This window comes from Pseudarthrobacter oxydans, assembly GCF_034258515.1.
Taxonomy (GTDB): domain Bacteria; phylum Actinomycetota; class Actinomycetes; order Actinomycetales; family Micrococcaceae; genus Arthrobacter.
Genome location: NZ_CP139438.1, coordinates 460891 through 479747 on the forward strand (window position 1 = coordinate 460891; position 18857 = coordinate 479747).

Annotated in this window: 17 protein-coding genes; 12 read left to right on the forward strand and 5 right to left on the reverse strand. The window is 66.7% G+C overall.

Features of this window, described 5'->3' with window-relative positions:
- Positions 1 to 23 precede the first annotated feature (23 nt).
- Positions 24 to 239 carry a hypothetical protein gene (locus SMD14_RS02080; RefSeq protein ID WP_157239572.1) on the forward strand — a complete coding sequence of 72 codons (216 nt, stop codon included), beginning with the start codon at positions 24 to 26 and terminating at the stop codon, positions 237 to 239.
- An 84-nt stretch (positions 240 to 323) separates the two neighbouring features.
- On the opposite strand, the gene SMD14_RS02085 is transcribed toward SMD14_RS02080, so the two are convergent.
- Together SMD14_RS02085 and SMD14_RS02090 are read right to left on the reverse strand one after the other, a co-directional pair.
- Positions 324 to 536 (reverse strand): dodecin, encoded by a 213-nt coding sequence (locus SMD14_RS02085; protein ID WP_139027623.1) that lies wholly within the window; start codon positions 534 to 536, stop codon positions 324 to 326.
- A gap of 105 nt (positions 537 to 641) precedes the next feature.
- Positions 642 to 1364 carry a FadR/GntR family transcriptional regulator gene (locus SMD14_RS02090; RefSeq protein ID WP_321215149.1) on the reverse strand — a complete coding sequence of 241 codons (723 nt, stop codon included), beginning with the start codon at positions 1362 to 1364 and terminating at the stop codon, positions 642 to 644.
- A gap of 159 nt (positions 1365 to 1523) precedes the next feature.
- Between SMD14_RS02090 and SMD14_RS02095 the strand changes: the two genes are divergently transcribed.
- The 6 genes from SMD14_RS02095 (at position 1524) to SMD14_RS02120 (ending at position 8367) form a co-directional block, all read left to right on the forward strand.
- Positions 1524 to 3002 (forward strand): four-carbon acid sugar kinase family protein, encoded by a 1479-nt coding sequence (locus SMD14_RS02095; protein WP_321215150.1) that lies wholly within the window; start codon positions 1524 to 1526, stop codon positions 3000 to 3002.
- Positions 3003 to 3046: 44 nt separating this feature from the next.
- Positions 3047 to 3946, forward strand: a complete 900-nt coding sequence (locus SMD14_RS02100) for an NAD(P)-dependent oxidoreductase (RefSeq protein ID WP_321215151.1) — start codon at positions 3047 to 3049, stop codon at positions 3944 to 3946.
- A 70-nt stretch (positions 3947 to 4016) separates the two neighbouring features.
- Positions 4017 to 5483 carry a GntP family transporter gene (locus tag SMD14_RS02105; protein WP_321215152.1) on the forward strand — a complete coding sequence of 489 codons (1467 nt, stop codon included), beginning with the start codon at positions 4017 to 4019 and terminating at the stop codon, positions 5481 to 5483.
- Positions 5483 to 6334, forward strand: coding sequence for a class II fructose-bisphosphate aldolase (locus SMD14_RS02110; protein WP_157239563.1), 852 nt, complete (start codon positions 5483 to 5485; stop codon positions 6332 to 6334). The genes SMD14_RS02105 and SMD14_RS02110 overlap by 1 nt, the downstream gene beginning before the upstream one ends.
- 153 nt (positions 6335 to 6487) lie before the next feature.
- On the forward strand, positions 6488 to 7801 hold the full coding sequence (locus SMD14_RS02115; protein ID WP_321215153.1) for an acyltransferase: 1314 nt from the start codon (positions 6488 to 6490) through the stop codon (positions 7799 to 7801).
- 236 nt (positions 7802 to 8037) lie between these two features.
- A complete protein-coding gene (locus tag SMD14_RS02120; RefSeq protein ID WP_157239560.1) occupies positions 8038 to 8367 on the forward strand; it encodes a GNAT family N-acetyltransferase in 330 nt (109 codons plus the stop codon).
- A gap of 89 nt (positions 8368 to 8456) precedes the next feature.
- Here the strand turns inward: SMD14_RS02120 and SMD14_RS02125 are convergent, their stop codons facing one another.
- The gene (locus SMD14_RS02125) at positions 8457 to 8774 is read right to left on the reverse strand and encodes a hypothetical protein (RefSeq protein ID WP_321215154.1); all 318 of its coding nucleotides are present in this window, start codon (positions 8772 to 8774) and stop codon (positions 8457 to 8459) included.
- Positions 8775 to 9105: 331 nt separating this feature from the next.
- Here SMD14_RS02125 and SMD14_RS02130 point away from each other — a divergent pair, with 331 nt between their 5' ends.
- From SMD14_RS02130 to SMD14_RS02150, 5 genes are all read left to right on the forward strand, one after another.
- The gene (locus SMD14_RS02130) at positions 9106 to 10761 is read left to right on the forward strand and encodes an aspartate aminotransferase family protein (protein WP_321215155.1); all 1656 of its coding nucleotides are present in this window, start codon (positions 9106 to 9108) and stop codon (positions 10759 to 10761) included.
- Complete coding sequence (locus SMD14_RS02135; protein WP_321215156.1) at positions 10758 to 12128, forward strand: lysine N(6)-hydroxylase/L-ornithine N(5)-oxygenase family protein; 1371 nt, start codon at positions 10758 to 10760, stop codon at positions 12126 to 12128. The genes SMD14_RS02130 and SMD14_RS02135 overlap by 4 nt, the downstream gene beginning before the upstream one ends.
- Positions 12125 to 12694 carry a GNAT family N-acetyltransferase gene (locus SMD14_RS02140; RefSeq protein ID WP_321215157.1) on the forward strand — a complete coding sequence of 190 codons (570 nt, stop codon included), beginning with the start codon at positions 12125 to 12127 and terminating at the stop codon, positions 12692 to 12694. The genes SMD14_RS02135 and SMD14_RS02140 overlap by 4 nt, the downstream gene beginning before the upstream one ends.
- The gene (locus SMD14_RS02145) at positions 12691 to 14580 is read left to right on the forward strand and encodes an IucA/IucC family siderophore biosynthesis protein (protein ID WP_321215158.1); all 1890 of its coding nucleotides are present in this window, start codon (positions 12691 to 12693) and stop codon (positions 14578 to 14580) included. The genes SMD14_RS02140 and SMD14_RS02145 overlap by 4 nt, the downstream gene beginning before the upstream one ends.
- 68 nt (positions 14581 to 14648) lie before the next feature.
- Positions 14649 to 15455, forward strand: coding sequence for an SDR family oxidoreductase (locus SMD14_RS02150; protein WP_157239551.1), 807 nt, complete (start codon positions 14649 to 14651; stop codon positions 15453 to 15455).
- Here SMD14_RS02150 and SMD14_RS02155 read toward each other — a convergent pair.
- Positions 15405 to 16514: an FUSC family protein gene (locus tag SMD14_RS02155; RefSeq protein ID WP_321215159.1), complete on the reverse strand. Its 1110-nt coding sequence runs from the start codon at positions 16512 to 16514 to the stop codon at positions 15405 to 15407. The genes SMD14_RS02150 and SMD14_RS02155 overlap by 51 nt on opposite strands.
- 226 nt (positions 16515 to 16740) lie before the next feature.
- Positions 16741 to 18372 (reverse strand): MFS transporter, encoded by a 1632-nt coding sequence (locus SMD14_RS02160; RefSeq protein WP_157239547.1) that lies wholly within the window; start codon positions 18370 to 18372, stop codon positions 16741 to 16743.
- Positions 18373 to 18857 lie beyond the last annotated feature (485 nt).

Below are 18857 nucleotides of genomic sequence, written 5' to 3' on the forward strand. Positions count from 1 at the left end.
CTCCACCAAGGATGGTCTCAACGATGAAACGCATCGCACTGCTCAAGGAACGCCAGGCTGCCGCCGCCGACGCCCCCTCCACCGCCACCGGTTCGCACTGCCCGGCGTCGGGCCTGTGGAGCCCGGACCACGATCCGCACACCGTCCTGTCCTTCTTCGAAGGACAGGTTTTTCCCGCGTTCGACGGCATTCCAACAGTTTGGCGGCGCCGCTCGGCCGGCACCGTCTCGGCGAACTAGGCCCGCTTAAACGCCAACTGACTCGCAGCAGACGTCGTCAAAACACGGTTTCGCGACGTCTGCTGGGAGTCAGTTGGGCGGGAGTTAGTGCTCTTCCAGCCGGAAGCCGATCTTGATGGTGACCTGCCAGTCGGCGATCTTGCCTTCTTCGAGGTGGCCCCGGATCTCCTTGACCTCGAACCAGTCAAGGTTGCGGAGGGTCTGGGAAGCCTTGGCGATCCCGTTGCGGACGGCGTCGTCCACTCCCTGGTCCGACGTGCCGACGATTTCAGAAATGCTGTACGTGTGGTTGGACAACTTCGCTCCTCGTGATCAACGGTGCTCCCGGTTGCGGGCGGTCCTTGAAGACTAGTGGCACTTCCAGAACGTTGACCAGCCCTTATCCGATGTTCCGCACCGCCGTCAGGACGAACCCGCGGCCTGCTTCGCCTCGAGCACCAGGTTCTTCAGGTCGTCCAGGGTCTGCTGCATGTGCGCGTCCATGGCCTGCCGAGAACGGGTGGCATCCCGCGACTCCAGCGCTTCGGCAATGTTCTGGTGGTGCCGGATCGCATGCTCCTGGATCTCACGGACGGCCGAGGTTTCAGTGCGCCGCTTTTCCAGCACCCGGTGCAGCGGCTCGAACAGCACAGCCACGAAGACGTTCTCCGAGGCATGCAGGATCAGGTCGTGGAAAGCCAGGTCCGCGGCCACGAACGCGGCCACGTCATTGACTTCGTGGGCGGCACGCATGGCCGCCACATAGCTGTACAGGGCCTGGATCTCAGCGTCGCTGATCCTTCCCGCCGCCAGTTCACAGGCGCCGGCTTCCAGCATGCGCCGCAGTTCGATGAGCTGGATGGAAGCGTCAGCCTCGTTCTTGCCCTCGGAAGCGGCGCGCAGCACGGCCTCCAGCGATGCCCAGCGGTTGAGGGGGTTCACGAACGTGCCCCGGCCCCGCTCGACGCTCAGGATCCGCTGCGCCTGGAGCGTTTTCATGGCCTCGCGGACCGTCATCCGGCTGACCTCATGCCGGGCGCTGAGCTCATGCTCGCCGGGGACGGTGGCGCCGGGCGGGAACTCACCGGCGATGATGCGGTCCAGGAGCTCGTCGGCCACCTGGCCCACCAGTGATTGCCTCGCCATGCTGCCCCCGTTATTCCCTCATTGGATATGTCAGACAAGTCTACTTGCGCGTCGTTATGTCCTGTGCCACACTAAAAACCAAATGCAAGATGTCTGACATCTTACACCTGTCTTTTACATCAGGATCCGTCAGAGGATCCATACACAACGGAGTGCACTGTGACGCTTGAAACAGACGTCCTGGCCGCGTATCCGGCCGAGGTCCGGATTCCCGCCGAACTGGTAGCCAGCATCCTGGCTGCCTCCAACGCGGAGACCCCGCGTGTCCTGGTCGTGCTCGACGACGACCCCACCGGAACGCAGTCCGTGGCAGACCTGCCCGTGCTCACCCGCTGGGACGTGGAAGACTTCATTTGGGCTTTCAGCCAGTCGAAGCCTGCCGTCTACGTCCTCACGAACACCCGCAGCCTGGACCCTGCCGAGGCTGCCGCCCGCAATGAGGAGGTGGTCCGCAATGCCCTCGCAGCAGCGGGTTCCCCGGAAGAACTGCGCCTTGGCTTCGTCAGCCGCAGCGATTCCACCCTCCGCGGCCACTACCCCCTGGAGCCGGACGTCATCGCCGCCACAGTATCGGACGTCAGCGGGGAAAAAACCGACGGCGTTGTGCTGGTTCCAGCCTTCCCCGACGCCGGGCGGGTCACCATCGGCGGCGTCCATTACATGCGCGGCACCGCAGACGCGGCCGGCACCCTCATCCCTGTGTCCGAAACAGAGTTCGCCAAGGACGCCACCTTCGGCTTTTCCACCTCCGTAATGGCTGACTACGTCGAAGAGAAGTCCAAGGGCCGCTTCGCCGCGGACACGGTCATCGTCCTGGATCTGAACATCATCCGCGCCGGCGCGGCAGCCCAGGACCCTGCCATCTCTGCCAACGCCATCGCCGACGCAATCGAACGGGCCACCGATTCCACCCCCATCGTGGCGGACATCGTGACCGAAAACGACCTCCGTGCCCTGTCCCTCGGCCTGGAAGAAGCCGAACGGCGCGGCAAGAAGCTCCTTTACCGCGTAGGCCCTCCCTTCGGCCGTGCCCGGATCGGCCAGGAAATCCGCGCCGAACTCACCGGCGCGGAAGCCTACGCCGGAAACACCCCGTCGGTAGCAGGCGGCCTGATCGTCGTCGGCTCCCACGTCGGCGTCACCACCCGCCAGCTCAAGGCCCTGACGGAGCAGCACAGCGCCGCACGCATCGTGGAGATCGACGTCGAAAAGCTCCTCGGCCCGGAATCCGCCAGCCACTTGGACCAGACGGTGGACGCCGTCGTCGAGGCCCTCCGCGGCGGGGACGTCATCGTCCACACCAGCCGCCTGCTCATCAAGACAGACGACCCGGCCGAAAGCCTGCGGATCGCACGCACCGTGTCCGCCGCCGTCGTCGCCGTGGTGAACCGGACACTGAAGACCTTCCCGCCGCGGTTCGTCATCGCCAAGGGCGGAATCACCTCCTCCGACGTGGCCGCCCACGGCCTGGAAATCCGGCACGCCATTGTCCGCGGCCCCATGCTTCCCGGCATCGTCTCGCTCTGGGAACCGGTGGACGGCCCCGCCAAGGGCATCCCGTACATCGTCTTCGCCGGCAACGTGGGCGACGACCAGTCACTGGCCGACGTCACCCGCAAGCTCAGCAACACCTTCTAACCCCCACCGGCTCCAGATCCCGCACACATTCAATGGAGAACACCATGACCAGCAACTACACCGTCACAGTCCTGGGCCTCGGCGCCATGGGCCTGCCCATGGCCACCCGCCTCGCGTCCCAGCTGACAGTCCACGGCTTCGACATCGCCGAACCGCGCCTGAAGCTCGCCGAAGAAGCCGGCATCGCCACCTTCGCCTCTGCCCGCGAAGCCGCCAAGGGTGCCGACGCCGTGCTCCTGGCCGTCCGCAACGGCGAGCAGCTCAACGACGTCCTCTTCGGCGAGAACGGCGTGGCCTCCGTGCTTGAGCCCGGCGCCGTCGTCATCCTTGGCAGCACCGTGGGCACCGAAGCCATCCCCGCCACGGTGGCCAAGCTCGCCGAATACGGCGTGGACCTCGTTGACGCACCGCTGTCCGGAGGCCCCAAGCGCGCCGGCGAGGGCGACCTGCTGATCGTCGTCGGCGCTTCCCCCGAAGCCCGCGAAAAGGCAGCCCCCGCGCTGGACCTGCTGGCTTCCACCCTGACCGTTGTGGGCGACAAGCCCGGCGACGGACAGGCCCTCAAAACCGTCAACCAGCTCCTCTGCGGCGTGCACATCGCCGCAGCGGCCGAAGCCATGGCCCTCGCCGACGCCCTCGGACTGGACCAGGCCAAGACCCTCGCCGCCCTCGAGGCCGGCGCCGCGGGCTCGTTCATGCTGTCCAACCGCGGGCCGCGCATCCTTGAGGCCTACAACGAGGAAGGCGCCGAGGTCCTCTCCCGCCTGGACATCTTCGTCAAGGACATGGGCATCGTGGGCAAGGCCACCCGTGCCGCCGGCCTGGCAGCTCCGGTTGCGGCTGCTGCCGAGCAGCTCTACCTGCTGGGCCAGGCCCAGGGCCTCGCCGCCGCCGACGACTCCGCCGTCATCAAGGTCGTTGCGCCCACAAGGCGCACCGCGTAGCCACTTTCCTCAACCAGCGCCTGATGGCCGGTCTTCCGGAAGACCGGCCTGTCAAAGGAGACACCCCGAAATGAACCACCTGATGCACCCGCTGATCGCGCGGGCGGCTGAAACTCCAGCCATCAAACCCGCAGTGGAGCTTGGCACTCCGCTGCTCCTGACCATCGCAGCCCTCGGCATTGCCGTGCTGCTGGTCATGATCATCCGCTTCAAGATCCAGGCCTTCGTTGCCCTGCTCACCGTCAGCATCCTGGTTGCCGTCGCTGCCCAGATCCCGCTCAAGGACGTCTTCACCGTTGTCGCCAACGGTGTCGGCAGCACCATGGGCAAGGTGGCATTGCTGATCGCACTCGGCGCCGTCCTGGGCCGCATGATCGAGGTGTCCGGCGGCGTCCAGTCCCTCGCTGCCCACTTCACCGCAAAGCTCGGCGCCAAGCGGGTTGCCGTGGCCCTCACCGCCGTCGGCTTCCTGGTGGCCATTCCGGTCTTCTTCGAAGTCGGCGTCATTGTGCTGGTCCCCATCGTCTACGCCTTCGCCAAGATCGCCAAGGTGCACCCGGTCAAGTTCGGCCTGCCCATGGCCGGCATCATGCTCGCCATCCACGTGGCCGTTCCGCCGCACCCCGGCATCGTGGCAGGTGCCGGCGTCTTCGGTGCCGACATCGGACTCATCACCCTGATCTCCCTGGCCATCTGCATTCCCCTGGGCTTCCTGTCCTACTGGGTTGCCAGCATCATGAACCGCAAGGAGTACGAGCTCCTCCCGTCCGTCAAGGCACAGGTTGAAGAATTCGGCTCCGACTCGCTGGTCAAGGTAGGCCACGACGGCCCCGGCGCCATGGCTGTTGCCCCGCCCCGTCCCGGCCTGATCATCTTCCTCATCGCCGCCCCGATTGTGCAGATCCTCCTTGGCACCCTGGGCACCCTCTCCATCCCCAAGGACAACTCCTGGTACGGCCTGGCCGCGTTCATCGGCAACCCGTTCTTCGCGCTGCTGGTGGCCGTTGCGCTGTCCTTCTTCCTGCTGGCCGTCCGCCGCAACTGGTCGCTGAAGGAAACCGGCGAAATCTTCGAGGGCGCCCTGCCCCCCATCGCCTCCATCCTGATGGTGGTTGCCGCCGGCGGCGTGTTCGGTGAAGTCCTCCGCACCTCCGGGATCGGCGCCGCCCTCTCCCAGACCCTGGACCACCTGGGCCTGCCCGTCATCGCCCTTGGCTTCGTCATCTCCCTGGCCCTTCGCGCTGCGCAGGGTTCGGCCACCGTTGCCATCGTGACCACCACCGGCCTGCTGACGTCCGCCGTGATGGAAGGCGGCTACACCCCGGCCCAGATCGCCGTGATCGTCATCGCCATCGGCTTCGGTTCGCTCGGCCTGTCCCATGTCACCGACGCCGGGTTCTGGACCGTGGTGCGCTACTACGGACTCACTGTTTCGGACGGCCTGAAGACATGGACCGTCCTGACCACCATCCTGGGCCTGGCCGGCTTCGTCCTGACCTTCATGGCCTGGATCCTGGTGGGAGGCCTGGGCGTCTGATGCGTACCCGACTCGACCGCCTGGTGACCGCCGCCCTCCAGCAGGGTTCCGCCATCCCGGCCTTCACCTGCTACGACTTCACGACGGCGCTGGCCGTGGTGGCAGCGGCGGAGGAATCCGGCCGCGGCGTCATCCTGCTGGTGGCCCCGAAGACTGCCGCCACGTCGAACGGCCTGCGCCTCGTCGGTGCCCTCCGTGGCCTCGCTGACGCTGCGTCCGTCCCGGTGGCGGTGCAGCTTGACCACGCAACGGACCTTCGGGTGATGGCCGACGCCGTTGCGGCAGGGGCGGATTCCGTCCTCGCCGACGGTTCCTCCCTCCCTTACGAGGACAACATTGCGCTGGTCCGGGCGGCCCGTGCGCTGCTGGGGCCGGACGTGGTACTTGAAGCCGAGCTTGGCGGGCTCGCCGGCGACGAGGACCGCGCCTTCAGCGCGGACCAGTCCGGCGTCGCCGTGGCCGGCCTCACCGACTCCGCCCTGGTGGAGGACTTTGTGGCCCGTACCGGCGCGGAACTGCTGGCTGTCGCCGTCGGAAACGTCCACGGTAAATACAAGGGCGAGCCGCAGCTGCGCTGGGACGTGCTGCAGGACATTGCGGTGCGCACGCACCTTCCGCTGGTCCTGCACGGCGCTTCCGGAATCCCGGCGGAGGAGCTGGTGAAGGCGGCCTCCATGAACGTTGGCAAGGTCAATTTCAACACGGAGCTCCGCACCGGCGTCCTGGCCACACTGGAGGAGCAGCTACCGGGCCACCGCGCCGACGGCGAGAACCTGCAGGCGCTCCTGGGCCACTGGAACAGCTCCGCCCGCGACTTCGCAACCACCACGCTGGCGACGCTCACGCGCTGAGATTTCCGCAGGGGAGGGAGGCCGGGATCAACCATGATCCTGGCCTCCCTCCTTTTTGTGATCCTGGTGCCCTCCTCAAGCTCACCCTTAACCTGAGCCTGCTTCCGGGCGCACAATGGAGCTGTAACGAGCAGTTACCGCAAAGGAATGAACATGGGCGGCGCACAGGAGCAGGGGACATCTTCGCAGCCCGGTCCGGCGGGCACCCGCGACGAGGTGCTAGACCTCGTCCGGTTCTTTTGCCTGGCACTGGTGGTGGTCGGCCACTCCATGATGGGTAGCCCCGTACTGCATCCGGACGGAACGGTCACTACCCACAACACCCTGGCCGAGCAGGACTGGTTTGAACCCGTGATCTGGGTGTTCATGGTCATGCCGCTGTTTTTTGTTGCCGGCGGCACCACGGGCCTGCAGTCCTGGCAACGGCTCAAGGCCGGGGGCGGCACCGCCGCTGAGTTCCTCCAGGCACGGCTCCTGCGGATGGTGCGCCCCGCCGCTGCCCTGCTGGCGGTAATGTTCCTTGGGCTCTGGATGGCCGGGCTGCTTGGCGTGCATCCGCAGGTGGTGGAGCTGATGGCAGCCGGGGCCGGGATGCCGCTCTGGTTCCTCGCGGCGTACCTGGCGGCGCAGCTTTCCATTCCGCTCCTGGCCGCCTTCCATGGGCGGAGCCCCTGGCTGGCAATTGGGGTCCTTGCTGCCCTCGTGGTGGCCGTGGACTGCCTTCGCGGAACGCTGCCCTTGCTCGCATATGCCAACCTGGTATTCCTCTGGTGTGCGGTGCAGCAGCTGGGGTTCCTGGCCGCCGACGGCCGCTTCGCCAGGCTCTCCAAGTCCGGCCTGCTGGCGCTCATCCTCGCCGCGAACCTCCTGCTCGGCCTCGTCGCTGCCCTGGGCCTGTACTCCGGGAACATGCTGGTGAACCTCAACCCGCCGAACCTGACCCTCTTCCTCCTGGGTATTTCGCAGGCCGCCCTGATCGAACTTGCCCGGCCTGCGCTGGTTCCGCTCTGCTCCCTCGGATGGGTACGGACGCTGCTTCGGGTGGCGGGCGGCCGTTCGCTGACCGTGTACCTGTGGCACCTTCCCCTGCTGGTGGCAATGTCAGGCCTGCTCCTCCTCACCTCCGTCCCCAAGCCCGCCGCCGGAACCGCGGAGTGGTGGTGGTCGCGCCCCGTGGTCCTGCTGTCACTGCTCCTGCTGCTGCTTCCGGCGGTGGCGGCGTTCGGCCGCCTGGAGGATCGGCCGACGGCGGCACTTCAGGGCCGCCGTCCGCCCGCCATGGCGGTGGCGGCCGCCGTCGTGGTGGTCTTCACCCCCGCCGCGGTAGGAGCCGCAATCAACGGGCTGACGCTGGGATTGCTGGGGGCCGGGGCAGCCTGCTTCCTCCTGGCACTGGTGCTGCTTCACGGGGTGCGGCGCCCGCTGCGGACCGGATCCGCTCCCACGGCAACGGAAATGTCCCGCTAGCCAAACTTCCCGCTAGCCAAACTACTTGGCCGGAGGAATCGCGGACCGGGCGGTTTCGCCGGGCTGCATGCCCGTCATGGCGTCGCCGGAACAACTGAGAGCGGGCTCGGAACCACCGTCCGCGAAGCGGGAGCTGACATCCAGTCCTGGCTCCAACGCACCGGACTCCTTCCGGCCGGGCAGGACACCGGGGCGGAGGCATTGCCAGCGGAGTGAAGTAGTGCCAGTGTCGAACCATGACCGAGAACACGATGTCCAGCGAGGATAAGTTCGCCCCCGACGTCTCTGTGCGGCGCAACGATGCGCAGCACCGTTATGAGCTTCACGTGGGTGATGTCCTCGCCGTCCAGTCCTTCTACCGGGACCTGCCGGGCCACATAGACTTCTCCCACACGGAGACCGGCGAGGAATTCGAAGGGCAGGGACTGGGACGTGTCCTGGCCCACTTTGCGCTCGACGACGTGGTGGCGTCAGGAAAGCGGATCATTCCGCATTGCCCGTTCATCGCCGGCTACCTTCGTAAGCACGAGGGGTACGAGCAATACGTGGATTGGCCGGACAGCTGATCCGCTCCTGAACACTTGAGCCGGACGGCTGAGGGGGACCAGCCGATCCAGCGCCGTCGGGGAGCCCGCCGAGGGGCGTTTCCCAGCAGTCAGCTGGCGAGTGCGTGTTCGGCGAGGACCGGGACGTCGATGGTGAAGCCGCAGGCACAGCGGTACGTCTCCACGTGCTCCGAAGCAGCTCCCAGGCCCATGCCCACCGGGACCACCGAGGTTCCGTCCACATAAACGGGCATCCGAACAGGGAGTGCCTCCGGGTCCACCAGCTGCATCGGGGCGCGGCAGTGCATCCGTGAATTGAGTGTGACCAGCAAGCCCATATCCGCGGGCCGGGTGACGCCCAAAGAAGATTCTGCTCCTGCGTCAGGCTCCCCGGGCACCGTAAGCTGGTCTTCAATAACGCTGGTCATGATGTTCATCCTTGGGCTTCTTTCACGAAGCTGCCGGCGTTGGCAGCCCCGCCGCGAACTGCTTGCGGAGGTTCATTTACCCCATAAGCAAAGCATGCTTACTAATTGTTCGCCAAATTGACGCTTGCGCCCTCAGTGCATCTTGCCCGCTTCCGGCCGGCCGGTTATTTTGCAGCAGGACTGCCCCGGCTGCCAGTCAATGACGCCGAAAAGGGCCCGCGCAGGGCAGTTTCACGACTCCTTCGCTAAATACATCACAAAAGTTTGATTAAAAGGTTTACCTAAGTAAGGCTTGCCTTTGTTCGATGTAATGCCGACCGAAGGAAAACCAGTGCCGCTGCTGCCCCGCCTTGACGAGCTGGAAATGGATGATCCGCCCAACACCAACGGAGCGACGAGCCATGACCGGCCAAACCATGACCGGCCAAACCATCAGACCCCAGTTCAGGAACCTGGCGGCAGGGACTTCGGCTCGCGTGTGGAACTCGCGCTGGCGGCCAGCAACCACCTCCTCAACGCACGCAACTCGCCGCGGTATGTGGCCCAGGTGCTGCAGGGCGTAACGGCCGTTGCCACGAAACTTGAGCGGACCGCCCGGCCGTTCACCGGCGTCGGACCCTCCGAACTGGAGGCCCGCGTAGGCGCCGTGGACCTCGAAAGACCCCTGCCGGACACGGCCGCCGCCCTCCAGGAACTCGAGGATGTGTACCTGCGCGATGCCGTGTACTTCCACGACGCCAGGTACGCCGCCCACCTCAACTGCCCCGTGGTCATCCCGGCGCTGGTGGGCGAAGCGGTCCTGTCCGCGGTGAACTCCTCCATGGACACGTGGGACCAGAGTGCAGGCGCCACCATGATCGAACGCCGGCTTATTGACTGGACCGCAAAAAGGCTGGACCTTGGTGACGCCGCGGACGGCATCTTCACCTCCGGCGGCAGCCAGTCCAACCTGCAGGCCCTGCTGATCGCCCGCAACCACGCCGTTGCCGGCCTGCGGCAGGACCCTGCCCGCGCCGGGCTCCGGCTTCCGGCGCTGCTGGACACGCTGCGGATCTTCACGTCCGAGGACAGCCACTTCAGTATCCAGAAGTCGTCATCAATGCTGGGCCTGGGGTTCGACGCCGTCGTCACCGTCCCCTGCACGCCGGACCACCGGATGGATCCTGCCGCCCTCGCCGAGGCCATGGCCGGCGCATGGGACGCCGGTTTGACCCCGATGGCGGTGGTGGCCACCGCGGGCACCACGGACTTCGGCGCTGTCGATCCGCTCCCGGAGCTCGCCGCACTGGCCCGGGCCTACGGGGCATGGTTCCACGTGGACGCTGCCTACGGCGGCGGCCTCATTGTCTCCGGCCGCTACCGGCACCTCCTTGACGGCACAGGGCTTGCCGACTCGGTCACCGTCGACTTCCACAAAACCTTCTTCCAGCCGGTCAGCTCCAGCGCCCTGCTGGTGCGCGAACGGACCATGCTGCGCCACGTCACCTACTATGCGGACTACCTGAACCCGCACAGCGCAGCGCTGGCAGCCATCCCCAACCAGGTGGACAAGAGCATCCAGACCACCCGCCGGTTCGACGCCCTGAAGCTGTGGCTCACCCTGCGCATCATGGGCGCGGACGCCATCGGCGCCCTGTTCGACGAAGCCATCGACCTCGCCGCACGCGTGGGCAAGCTCCTCGCCGCCGACGACGCCTTCGAACTCGCCGCCCCGCCCCGGCTCAGCACCCTGGTTTTCAGGTACCGGCCCCGCCTGGACAGCGGCGACCGGATCAGCGAGGACGCGGCGGATGCCCTCAACCCGGCCATCCGGGCGGCGGTCTTCGCCTCCGGGGAAGCGGTGGTTGCCGGAACCACGGTGGGCGGCCGGCACTACCTGAAGTTCACGCTCCTCAACGCCGAGGCCACGCTGGAGGACATTTCCGGCATCATCAACTTCCTGCGCCGCACGGGCGCCGGGCTGCTGCGCAGCGAGGCGACCGCATGAGCACCACCGCCACCCAAAAGGCAGGCAGGCGCAGGATCTACGACTTCGCCGCGGTCGGCGTCGGGCCCTTCAACCTGGGCCTCGCGGCGCTGGCTGAACCGGTGGAAGGGCTGGACGGCATCTTCCTGGAACGCAGGGAATCCTTTGACTGGCACCCCGGGATGATGCTGGCGCCCGCCCACCTGCAAGTGCCCTTCATGGCCGACCTCGTCACCCTGGCCGATCCCACCTCGCCATACTCGTTCCTGAACTTCCTCAAGCAGGCCGGCAGGCTCTACCGGTTCTACATCCGGGAGAATTTCTACCCGCTGCGGGCGGAGTACAACCAGTACTGCCAGTGGGTGGCCGGGCAGTTGCCCGGCGTCCGATTTGGCACAGCTGTGCTGGATGTAACGTACGACGACGGCGTGTACCGGCTTTCCGTCTCCGGTCCGGGAGGGCCTGAGGTGCTGCTGGCGCGGCGGCTGGTGCTGGGCACGGGCACCTCCCCGGACGTGCCCGGGGCTGCGGCAGGGATCGTGGCCGATTCACGTGCGGGAGCCGGGGGAGTGGTCCTCCACACCGCCGACTACCTGGCGCGGAAGGCAGAACTGCAGCAGCAGCGCAGCATCACCATCCTGGGCAGCGGCCAGAGCGCCGCCGAGATCTACTACGAACTGCTCCAGGAATCGGACGCCCACGGGTACCAGCTGAACTGGGTGACCCGCTCCGGCAGGTTCTTCCCGCTTGAATACACCAAGCTGACGCTTGAGATGACTTCGCCCGAGTACGTGGACTACTTCCACGCCCTCCCGCAGCACCAGCGCGATTACCTGAATAAGGCCCAGAAAAACCTCTACAAAGGCATCAATTCGGACCTGATCGACGCCATCTACGACCTGCTCTACACCAAGAGCATCTCCGGAATGGTGGACACCCGGCTGCTGACCCACTCGAGCCTGACCGCTGCCTACTGGAACCCCGGGGCCGGGACCCACACCCTGCACCTGGAACATGCGGAGCAGGGCACGTCCTACACGCTGGACAGCGAAGCGGTGGTGCTGGCCACCGGCTACGGCTACCAGGAACCAGGTTTCCTCGCCGGCATCCGGGACCGCATCGACCGGGACAGCGCGGGCAGGTTCGCCGTGGACCGGAACTACAGTACCGGGGTCCAACCCGGCGAGATCTTCGTCCAGAATGCCGAGCTGCACACCCACGGGTTCGCCACCCCGGACCTGGGCATGGGCGCCTACCGCAACTCCTGCATCCTGCGCGAAATGACCGGCCGCGAGGTGTACCCCGTGGAGCGCAGCATTGCGTTCCAGCAGTTCGGGCCGCCGGCTGCGGTTGGCTCTCCGCTGGATTGCGGACCGGTGCCGGCATGACATTCACCTTCCGCTGCCTCGACGCCGAAGCCGACGCGCCGCTCCTTCACAGCTGGGTGACCCGGCCCTACGCCTCGTTCTGGGGCATGCTGTCCGCCAGCGTGGAGGACGTGGTGCAGGAATACAGGAACATCCAAGCGAGCGGCCACCACCACGCGGTGCTGGGGCTCGACGGCGGCGTCCCCGCCTTCCTGATGGAGGAGTACCGTCCCGCGTCCTCGCCGCTGGCCGCTGTGTACCCCGTCCTTCCCGGGGACGTGGGGATGCACCTGCTGGTGGCCCCGCCGTCGGCCGCACCCGTGCGCGGCTACACCGCCGCGGTGATGGACGCCGTCCTGGCACGACTCTTCAGCACGCCGGGAGTGGACCGCATTGTGGTGGAGCCGGATATCCGGAACACCAGGATCCACGCCCTGAATCAACGCCTGGGCTTCCAGCCCGCAGGGGCGGTCACCCTTCCGGACAAGGACGCGCTGCTGAGTTTCTGCAGCCGAGACGATTACCTGGCCGCCCGAACGTCCCTTCTGCCCGCCCTTCCGCCCGTAACCCAGGGAGCACCACTATGACTATCGATCTCGATCCCGCCGCCACAACCACCCCCGGGCAGCCCTCCGCCGGCCCTGCACCGCATCCCGGCCGTGTACCGCATCTCACCGGCGAAAGGTGGGACAACGCCAACCGGCACCTGCTCCGCAAGGCACTCGCCGAGTTCTCCCACGAACGGATCCTCACCCCGGAACCGGTGGGAGGTAAGCCTGGCGGGGCCGGGGCGGACGGGCGCGGCCGCTACCGGGTCCGCAGCGATGACGGCACCTCCGAGTACCAGTTCAGCGCCCGGATCCTAAGCATGGACCACTGGGCCATCGATCCCGGCTCCATCCGGCACTTCCGGGGCGGCACCGAGGCGCCGCTGGACGTGCTGGAGTTCATCACCGGGTTCCACGGAATGCTGGGCATCAACCTCCATATGCTCCCCGTCTACCTCGAGGAGGTCGGCAGCACCCTGGCGAGCCACGCCTACAAGCAGTGGGCCGGCCAGCCGACGGCGGCTGAACTCGCGGCAGGGATCACCGGCGGCGAGGACCCGGCGGCCGACTTCCAGGCCATTGAGCGCAGCATGACCGAGGGCCACCCCTGCTTTGTTGCCAATAACGGCCGCCTGGGCTTCGGCATCAGCGACTACCACGCCTTCGCACCGGAAACGGGCGCCCCGGTGCAGCTGGAGTGGATCGCCGTGCACCGCACCCGCGCCGTCTTCACTGCATCGGAAGGGCTGGAGTACCGGGCGCACCTGCAGGCCGAGCTCGGATCCCTGCTGGGCACCTTCACCGCTGAACTGCAGCTGCAGGATCTCGATCCGGACCAGTACTTCCTCATGCCGGTACATCCCTGGCAGTGGGAGAACAAGCTCACGGTCACGTTCGCGGCGGAGATCGCCCGGCAGCGCATCGTCCACCTGGGCGCCGGGACGGACAGCTACCAGGCGCAGCAGTCGATCCGGACCTTCTTCAACACCAGCGACCCCGTCCGCCACTACGTCAAGACGGCCATGTCCGTGCTGAACATGGGCTTCATGCGCGGGCTGTCGCCGGAGTACATGAAGGCCACCCCGGCCATCAACGACTGGCTGCGGAACCTGATCGAGGCGGACGATGCACTTCAGCGCCGCGGGTTCACCATGATCGGCGAGGTCGCCGCCATCGGCTACCACAACGGCTACTACGAGGCAGGCGCTGCGGGCGGTTCGCCGTACCGGAAGATGCTCTCCGCCCTATGGCGCGAAAGCCCCCTGCCGCTGCTGCAGGACGGGCAGCAGCTGGCCACCATGGCCTCGCTCCTGCACGTTGACGCGAGCGGCAGGCCCATGGTTTCGGCGCTCATCGAGCGCTCCGGCCTGCCGGCAGGGGACTGGCTGCGGCGGTATTTCGAGGCCTACCTGGTTCCACTGGTTCATTGCCTCTTCCGGTATGAGATGGCGTTCATGCCGCACGGCGAGAACGTGATCCTGGTGTTCGAAAACGGCGTACCCGTCAGGGCCGTCATGAAGGACATCGCCGAGGAAATCGTGGTGATGGGGGACCGGCTGGACCTGCCGGAGGATGTATCCCGGATCCGGGCGGAGATCCCGGACGGCCAGAAGGTGCTGGCCGTCTTCACGGACATCTTTGACTGCATTTTCCGTTTCCTGGCCGCGCTCCTGGACGGGGACGGAAGACTGGGCCAGGACGACTTCTGGCGGATTGCCGCCGCTGCGGTCAAGGACTACCAGGGGCAGCATCCGGAACTTGCCGGCCAGTTCGCCCGGCATGACCTCTTTGCCGCCGACTTCGAGCTGTCCTGCCTGAACCGGCTGCAGCTGCGCAACAACCAGCAGATGCTGGACCTGGCAGACCCGTCCGGCGGGCTGCAGATGGCAGGACGCCTGGCCAATCCGCTGGCGAGGTTCGCCTGAGGACCACGCCTGGTACCACACGGACAGTGGACCGGGACGGGAGATCGGCGCCTCGCTAGGCTTGCAGCATGACCACGCCGCACCCCCAGCAGGATCTTTCCGGGACAACAGCCCTCGTCACGGGGGCCAGCGCGGGGCTGGGGTCCGAGTTCGCGCGCCAGCTGGCCGCCCAGGGCTGCAACCTGGTGCTGGTTGCGCGGAACCGGGCCCGCCTCGAGGAAGCAGCGGCGGGCCTGGAACGGCGCTACGGAACCACTGCCGAGGTGCTTCCCGCAGACCTGACGGACGACGCCGGCGTGGCCGCCGTCGTCGAACGCCTGTCCGATGCGCGGCGTCCGGTGGGGATCCTTGTCAACAACGCCGGAATCGGCCTGCTGCACAACTTCGAGGACAACCACATCTCGGAGGAGAAGAAACACCTCAAGCTGCACGGGGAAACCGCCATGGAGCTTACCCATGCCGCGCTCAAAGGCATGCTGGAGCGGGGCGAGGGCCGGATCATCAACGTGGCCAGCATCGCCGCTTTCCTGCCGCGGGGCACCTACTCCGCGGCGAAGGCCTGGCTGGTGAGTTTCAGCCGCTGGGCAAACCTGGCCTACGGCAAACAGGGCATCAAGGTCACCGCGGTGTGCCCGGGCTTCACCCACACGGAGTTCCACGACCGGATGGGCATGGACAAATCGGTGGCGCCGTCCTGGGCCTGGCTGCATGCCGAGCGGGTGGTGCGGGAAGGCCTGGCGGACAATGCCCGGGGCAAGGCGGTGTCCATCCCCTCCAAGAGGTACAAGGTGGTGGCGGCCGTTGCCCGGGTGGCGCCGGCAAAGCTAATGGCGGGGCCGCCGCGGAAGCCGAAACAGGGACGGAAACCCGAGTAATGCTGACGGCGAGCGCGACCCCGCCCGCCGGACAGCCACCACCACGCCGATTCCCACCAGCGCCCCCACCATGGTCTCCACAGCGCGCTCCAGGATCAGGACCGCCGGGTCGGCGGGGGCTGCGAGCTGGGTCATCAGCAAAATGACCGGCGTGAAGGAAACCATGGCCAGGCCGTAGTGGCGGGTCATGAACAGCTCGGTGGTGAACTGGAAGAGGATCACCAGGAGCGCCAGCACCACGGCCTGCCGGCCCGGGAACAGGCCCGCCAAGGACCATGGCACCGGAAGAATGGCGGCGGCGGTGACCCCCAGTCCCACGAACGTCCCCACGATCCGGTGGATGCCCCGCCGGACGCTGCTCGGAAGGTCGGCCCCGGCCAGCGGCACCGCAGCCGCGGCCATGGCCCAGTGCGGATGCCCGCTGCCCGTCAGGACGCCCACAGTGCCGGCTGCACCCACTGCCAGGACGTACCGGGAGGCATGCACGAGCATCTCCCGGTGCCCGGCGGGGCTCATGGCCGGAGCAGCCCGGACGGCGCCGCGCTGCCAGGACCTGCGGCGGATCCAGCCGCCGAAGCCCACCAGCATGGAGAACGCGGCAGACCCTGCGGCGATCAGCATGGCCACCTGCCACGGAACCACAGTGGGCACTGAGGCGCAGGCTCCCAGCGCGAGGATCCCAAAGAACGGTCCGTTGGGCTTGAGCCGCACGCGGTCCGCGAAGAGGGATCCGACGCCGGCGAGGACAGCCTCCACTCCCACGAGCCACCATGAGTGGAGATGGTTGACGGACAGGAACACGCCCACCGCCACACCGCCCAGCAGGACGACGGCGGCCTGGGACTGGTGTCGGAGCCGGAGCTGGTGCGGCTCTGAGCGCCCGTACATGCCGATCAGGGCACCAAAGACGGCATAAATCATGAGGTCTGAACGACCTGTGGCCAGGAGCAGGAGTGACGGAACCGCAACGCTGAGGGCAACGCGCAACGCCGCCAAATGGTCATTGTTGGCCGGTTCCAGCCGATGGAGCGCGCGCACCTGCACGAGGACGCGTTCCATGACTTATCACCTCTTGCTGTTCCAGTACGGCCTTTTGGAAGTTATCACCGTGGGGCAGGGCCCGTCATTTCCACTGCCCGGCGCAGGACTCGGAACGTCATTCCGGCCGGTACGCCAAAGGCCCGCCCCTTCGTGCTTCCTCCAAGGAAACACGAGGGCGGGCCTTCTGGGCTTGGGCCGCAAGACGGGGCTCCGGACCGGCAGGACCGGTTCCGCCGGAGTGCGACTAGGCGCCGGCAGGAACCTTGTCGGCCTCGCGTGCATCGGCGTCGCGCGCATCGGTGATGTCCTGGGTCTCGAACGGGAGTTCGTCCAGGTTGAGCAGCGGGTTCTCGTCCTGCGTGGCAACCAGTTCGCGTGCCTCGGCCTGGGTATCCACGCTGGGCATGGACCCTGGCAGCGGGCGCTGGGCCGACTCCTTGAGGAAGTAGATGGCCACGGCACCCACCAGGGAGGTTCCCATCAGGTAGTACGCGGGCATCATGTCGTTGCCTGTGGCGCTGATGAGGGCTGCCACGATGAACGGAGTGGTGCCGCCGAAAATGGCCACCGAGAAGTTGTACGCGATGCCCATCGCCCCGTACCGGCTGGAGGTGGGGAACTGCGCCGGGAGGGCGGAGGCCAGGTTGGCGACGTAGAACGTCACCGGGAATGCGATCAGCGCCAGGCCGGCCAGGGTGGACCAGATCTCGCCGATGCCGATCAGCAGGAAAGCCGGAGTGGCCAGGACCACTGTGCTGACTGCGCCGATCCACAGGACGGGCCGGCGGCCGATTCGGTCCGACAACTTTCCGGTCAGCGGAATGCAGAGGCTCATGACCACCAGCACGGGGATGGTCAGGAGGGTGCCGTGCACCGGATCGTAACCCTTGGACTCCGTGAGGTAGGTGGGCATGTAGGACGTCAGCGCGTAGCCGGCGGTGTTTGCTGCGGCCACCAGGATCATGGCAACAATGATGGAGCGCCAGTAGGCCTTGACGATGCCCACCGGGCCCTTCGCCGTTGCCTGGTCGGATGACGCCGCATGCTTCGCGAGATCCTCCTGGGCATCCAGGGTGGCCTGGAACTGGGGGGACTCCTCGATCTTGCTCCGGAAGTAGACCGCGATCAGGCCCAGGGGCCCGGCCACCAGGAACGGAATACGCCAGCCCCACTCCTCCATGGCTGCCTGGCCGAGCGTCAGCTGCAGGACCGAGACCAGGGCGGCCCCGATGGCGAAGCCCATGTAGCTGCCCAGGTCCAGGAAGCTGGCGAAGAACCCGCGGCGCTTGTCCGGGGCGTATTCGCTGACGAACGTGGTGGCACCGGCGTATTCACCGCCGGTGGAGAAGCCCTGGACGATCTTCAGCAGCACCAGCAGCCCTGCAGCCCACAGCCCGATCTGGGCGTAGCCGGGCAGGAGGCCGATGGCGAACGTGCTCGCTGCCATCAGCATCAGCGTGGCGGCGAGGATCTTCTGCCGGCCCATCTTGTCGCCCATCCAGCCGAAGATCACGCCGCCCAGGGGGCGGGCAATGAACGTGGCGGCGAAGGTGCCCAGCAGGAACAGCGTCTGGGTGGTGGGGTCCGACTCCGGCAGGAAGACCGGACCCATGGTGGTGATGAGGTAGCCGAACACGCCGACGTCGTACCATTCCATGGTGTTGCCCACGATGGTGCCGCCGAGGGCTTTCTTCAGCATGGGCTGGTTGACGACGTTGACGTCCGATTCCTTGAGCCGGCGCCGCGCGAGCAGCTTAGGCTTGCGCGGGCTTTTGGTAAGAGCCGACGACGGGGCGCCAGGGGGTGTAGCTGGGTTGGTTCCAGAGGCGCTGTTGACGCCTGCGGAAGAGTCTGTCGTGCTTCGGTCTGTGGGCATTTGGGCAACTCCTGTGGAGGTCATTTGCTTGCGACTTGTAGCTGCGCCGCTCCGGGCAGGCCTTCAATTTTACGCGAATGCCGTAGCGCCTGCGTGGTTTATGCCGTAGGATCACCCGTTTGGCAGCCGTATCCGGCACGTTTACCCGAATTCTTTTCCCGGCTTTTCCCGCGCCATCACTGGCATGCGGCGGGCCCAGGCCCATCGTTACCCAATCTTTTTCGTTTTATGCGCCACACCCCCGTGAATCTGTCCCAAGATGGCGCTGAAAGTGACCGGGACCACGCCGGGCCGGACCTGCCGGGCGCACACCGGGCCGCGGTCCAGGGGCACTTTTGCCGGCCCAGGCGGAGGGGGTTCACAGGTGCCGTGTGCGTCCCTAAGGTGGTTCCATGGAAACACTTTCTTTCAGGTAGGGGACGCCTGCGGCCAAGCCACCGCGGGCCGCTTCGAAAGTTTTTGCCGGGGCCCGGTTTTGGCCACTC

Bases quoted from the DNA above. Each gene is read 5' to 3' on its own strand.
- SMD14_RS02155 (WP_321215159.1), bottom strand. From the start codon at position 16,514: ATGGAACGCGTCCTCGTGCAGGTGCGCGCGCTCCATCGGCTGGAACCG.
- SMD14_RS02090 (WP_321215149.1), bottom strand. From the start codon at position 1,364: ATGGCGAGGCAATCACTGGTGGGCCAGGTGGCCGACGAGCTCCTGGAC.
- SMD14_RS02160 (WP_157239547.1), bottom strand. From the start codon at position 18,372: ATGCCCACAGACCGAAGCACGACAGACTCTTCCGCAGGCGTCAACAGC.
- SMD14_RS02125 (WP_321215154.1), bottom strand. From the start codon at position 8,774: ATGACCAGCGTTATTGAAGACCAGCTTACGGTGCCCGGGGAGCCTGAC.
- SMD14_RS02145 (WP_321215158.1), top strand. From the start codon at position 12,691: ATGACTATCGATCTCGATCCCGCCGCCACAACCACCCCCGGGCAGCCC.
- SMD14_RS02100 (WP_321215151.1), top strand. From the start codon at position 3,047: ATGACCAGCAACTACACCGTCACAGTCCTGGGCCTCGGCGCCATGGGC.
- SMD14_RS02080 (WP_157239572.1), top strand. From the start codon at position 24: ATGAAACGCATCGCACTGCTCAAGGAACGCCAGGCTGCCGCCGCCGAC.
- SMD14_RS02120 (WP_157239560.1), top strand. From the start codon at position 8,038: ATGACCGAGAACACGATGTCCAGCGAGGATAAGTTCGCCCCCGACGTC.
- SMD14_RS02150 (WP_157239551.1), top strand. From the start codon at position 14,649: ATGACCACGCCGCACCCCCAGCAGGATCTTTCCGGGACAACAGCCCTC.
- SMD14_RS02105 (WP_321215152.1), top strand. From the start codon at position 4,017: ATGAACCACCTGATGCACCCGCTGATCGCGCGGGCGGCTGAAACTCCA.
- SMD14_RS02110 (WP_157239563.1), top strand. From the start codon at position 5,483: ATGCGTACCCGACTCGACCGCCTGGTGACCGCCGCCCTCCAGCAGGGT.
- SMD14_RS02115 (WP_321215153.1), top strand. From the start codon at position 6,488: ATGGGCGGCGCACAGGAGCAGGGGACATCTTCGCAGCCCGGTCCGGCG.
- SMD14_RS02135 (WP_321215156.1), top strand. From the start codon at position 10,758: ATGAGCACCACCGCCACCCAAAAGGCAGGCAGGCGCAGGATCTACGAC.
- SMD14_RS02140 (WP_321215157.1), top strand. From the start codon at position 12,125: ATGACATTCACCTTCCGCTGCCTCGACGCCGAAGCCGACGCGCCGCTC.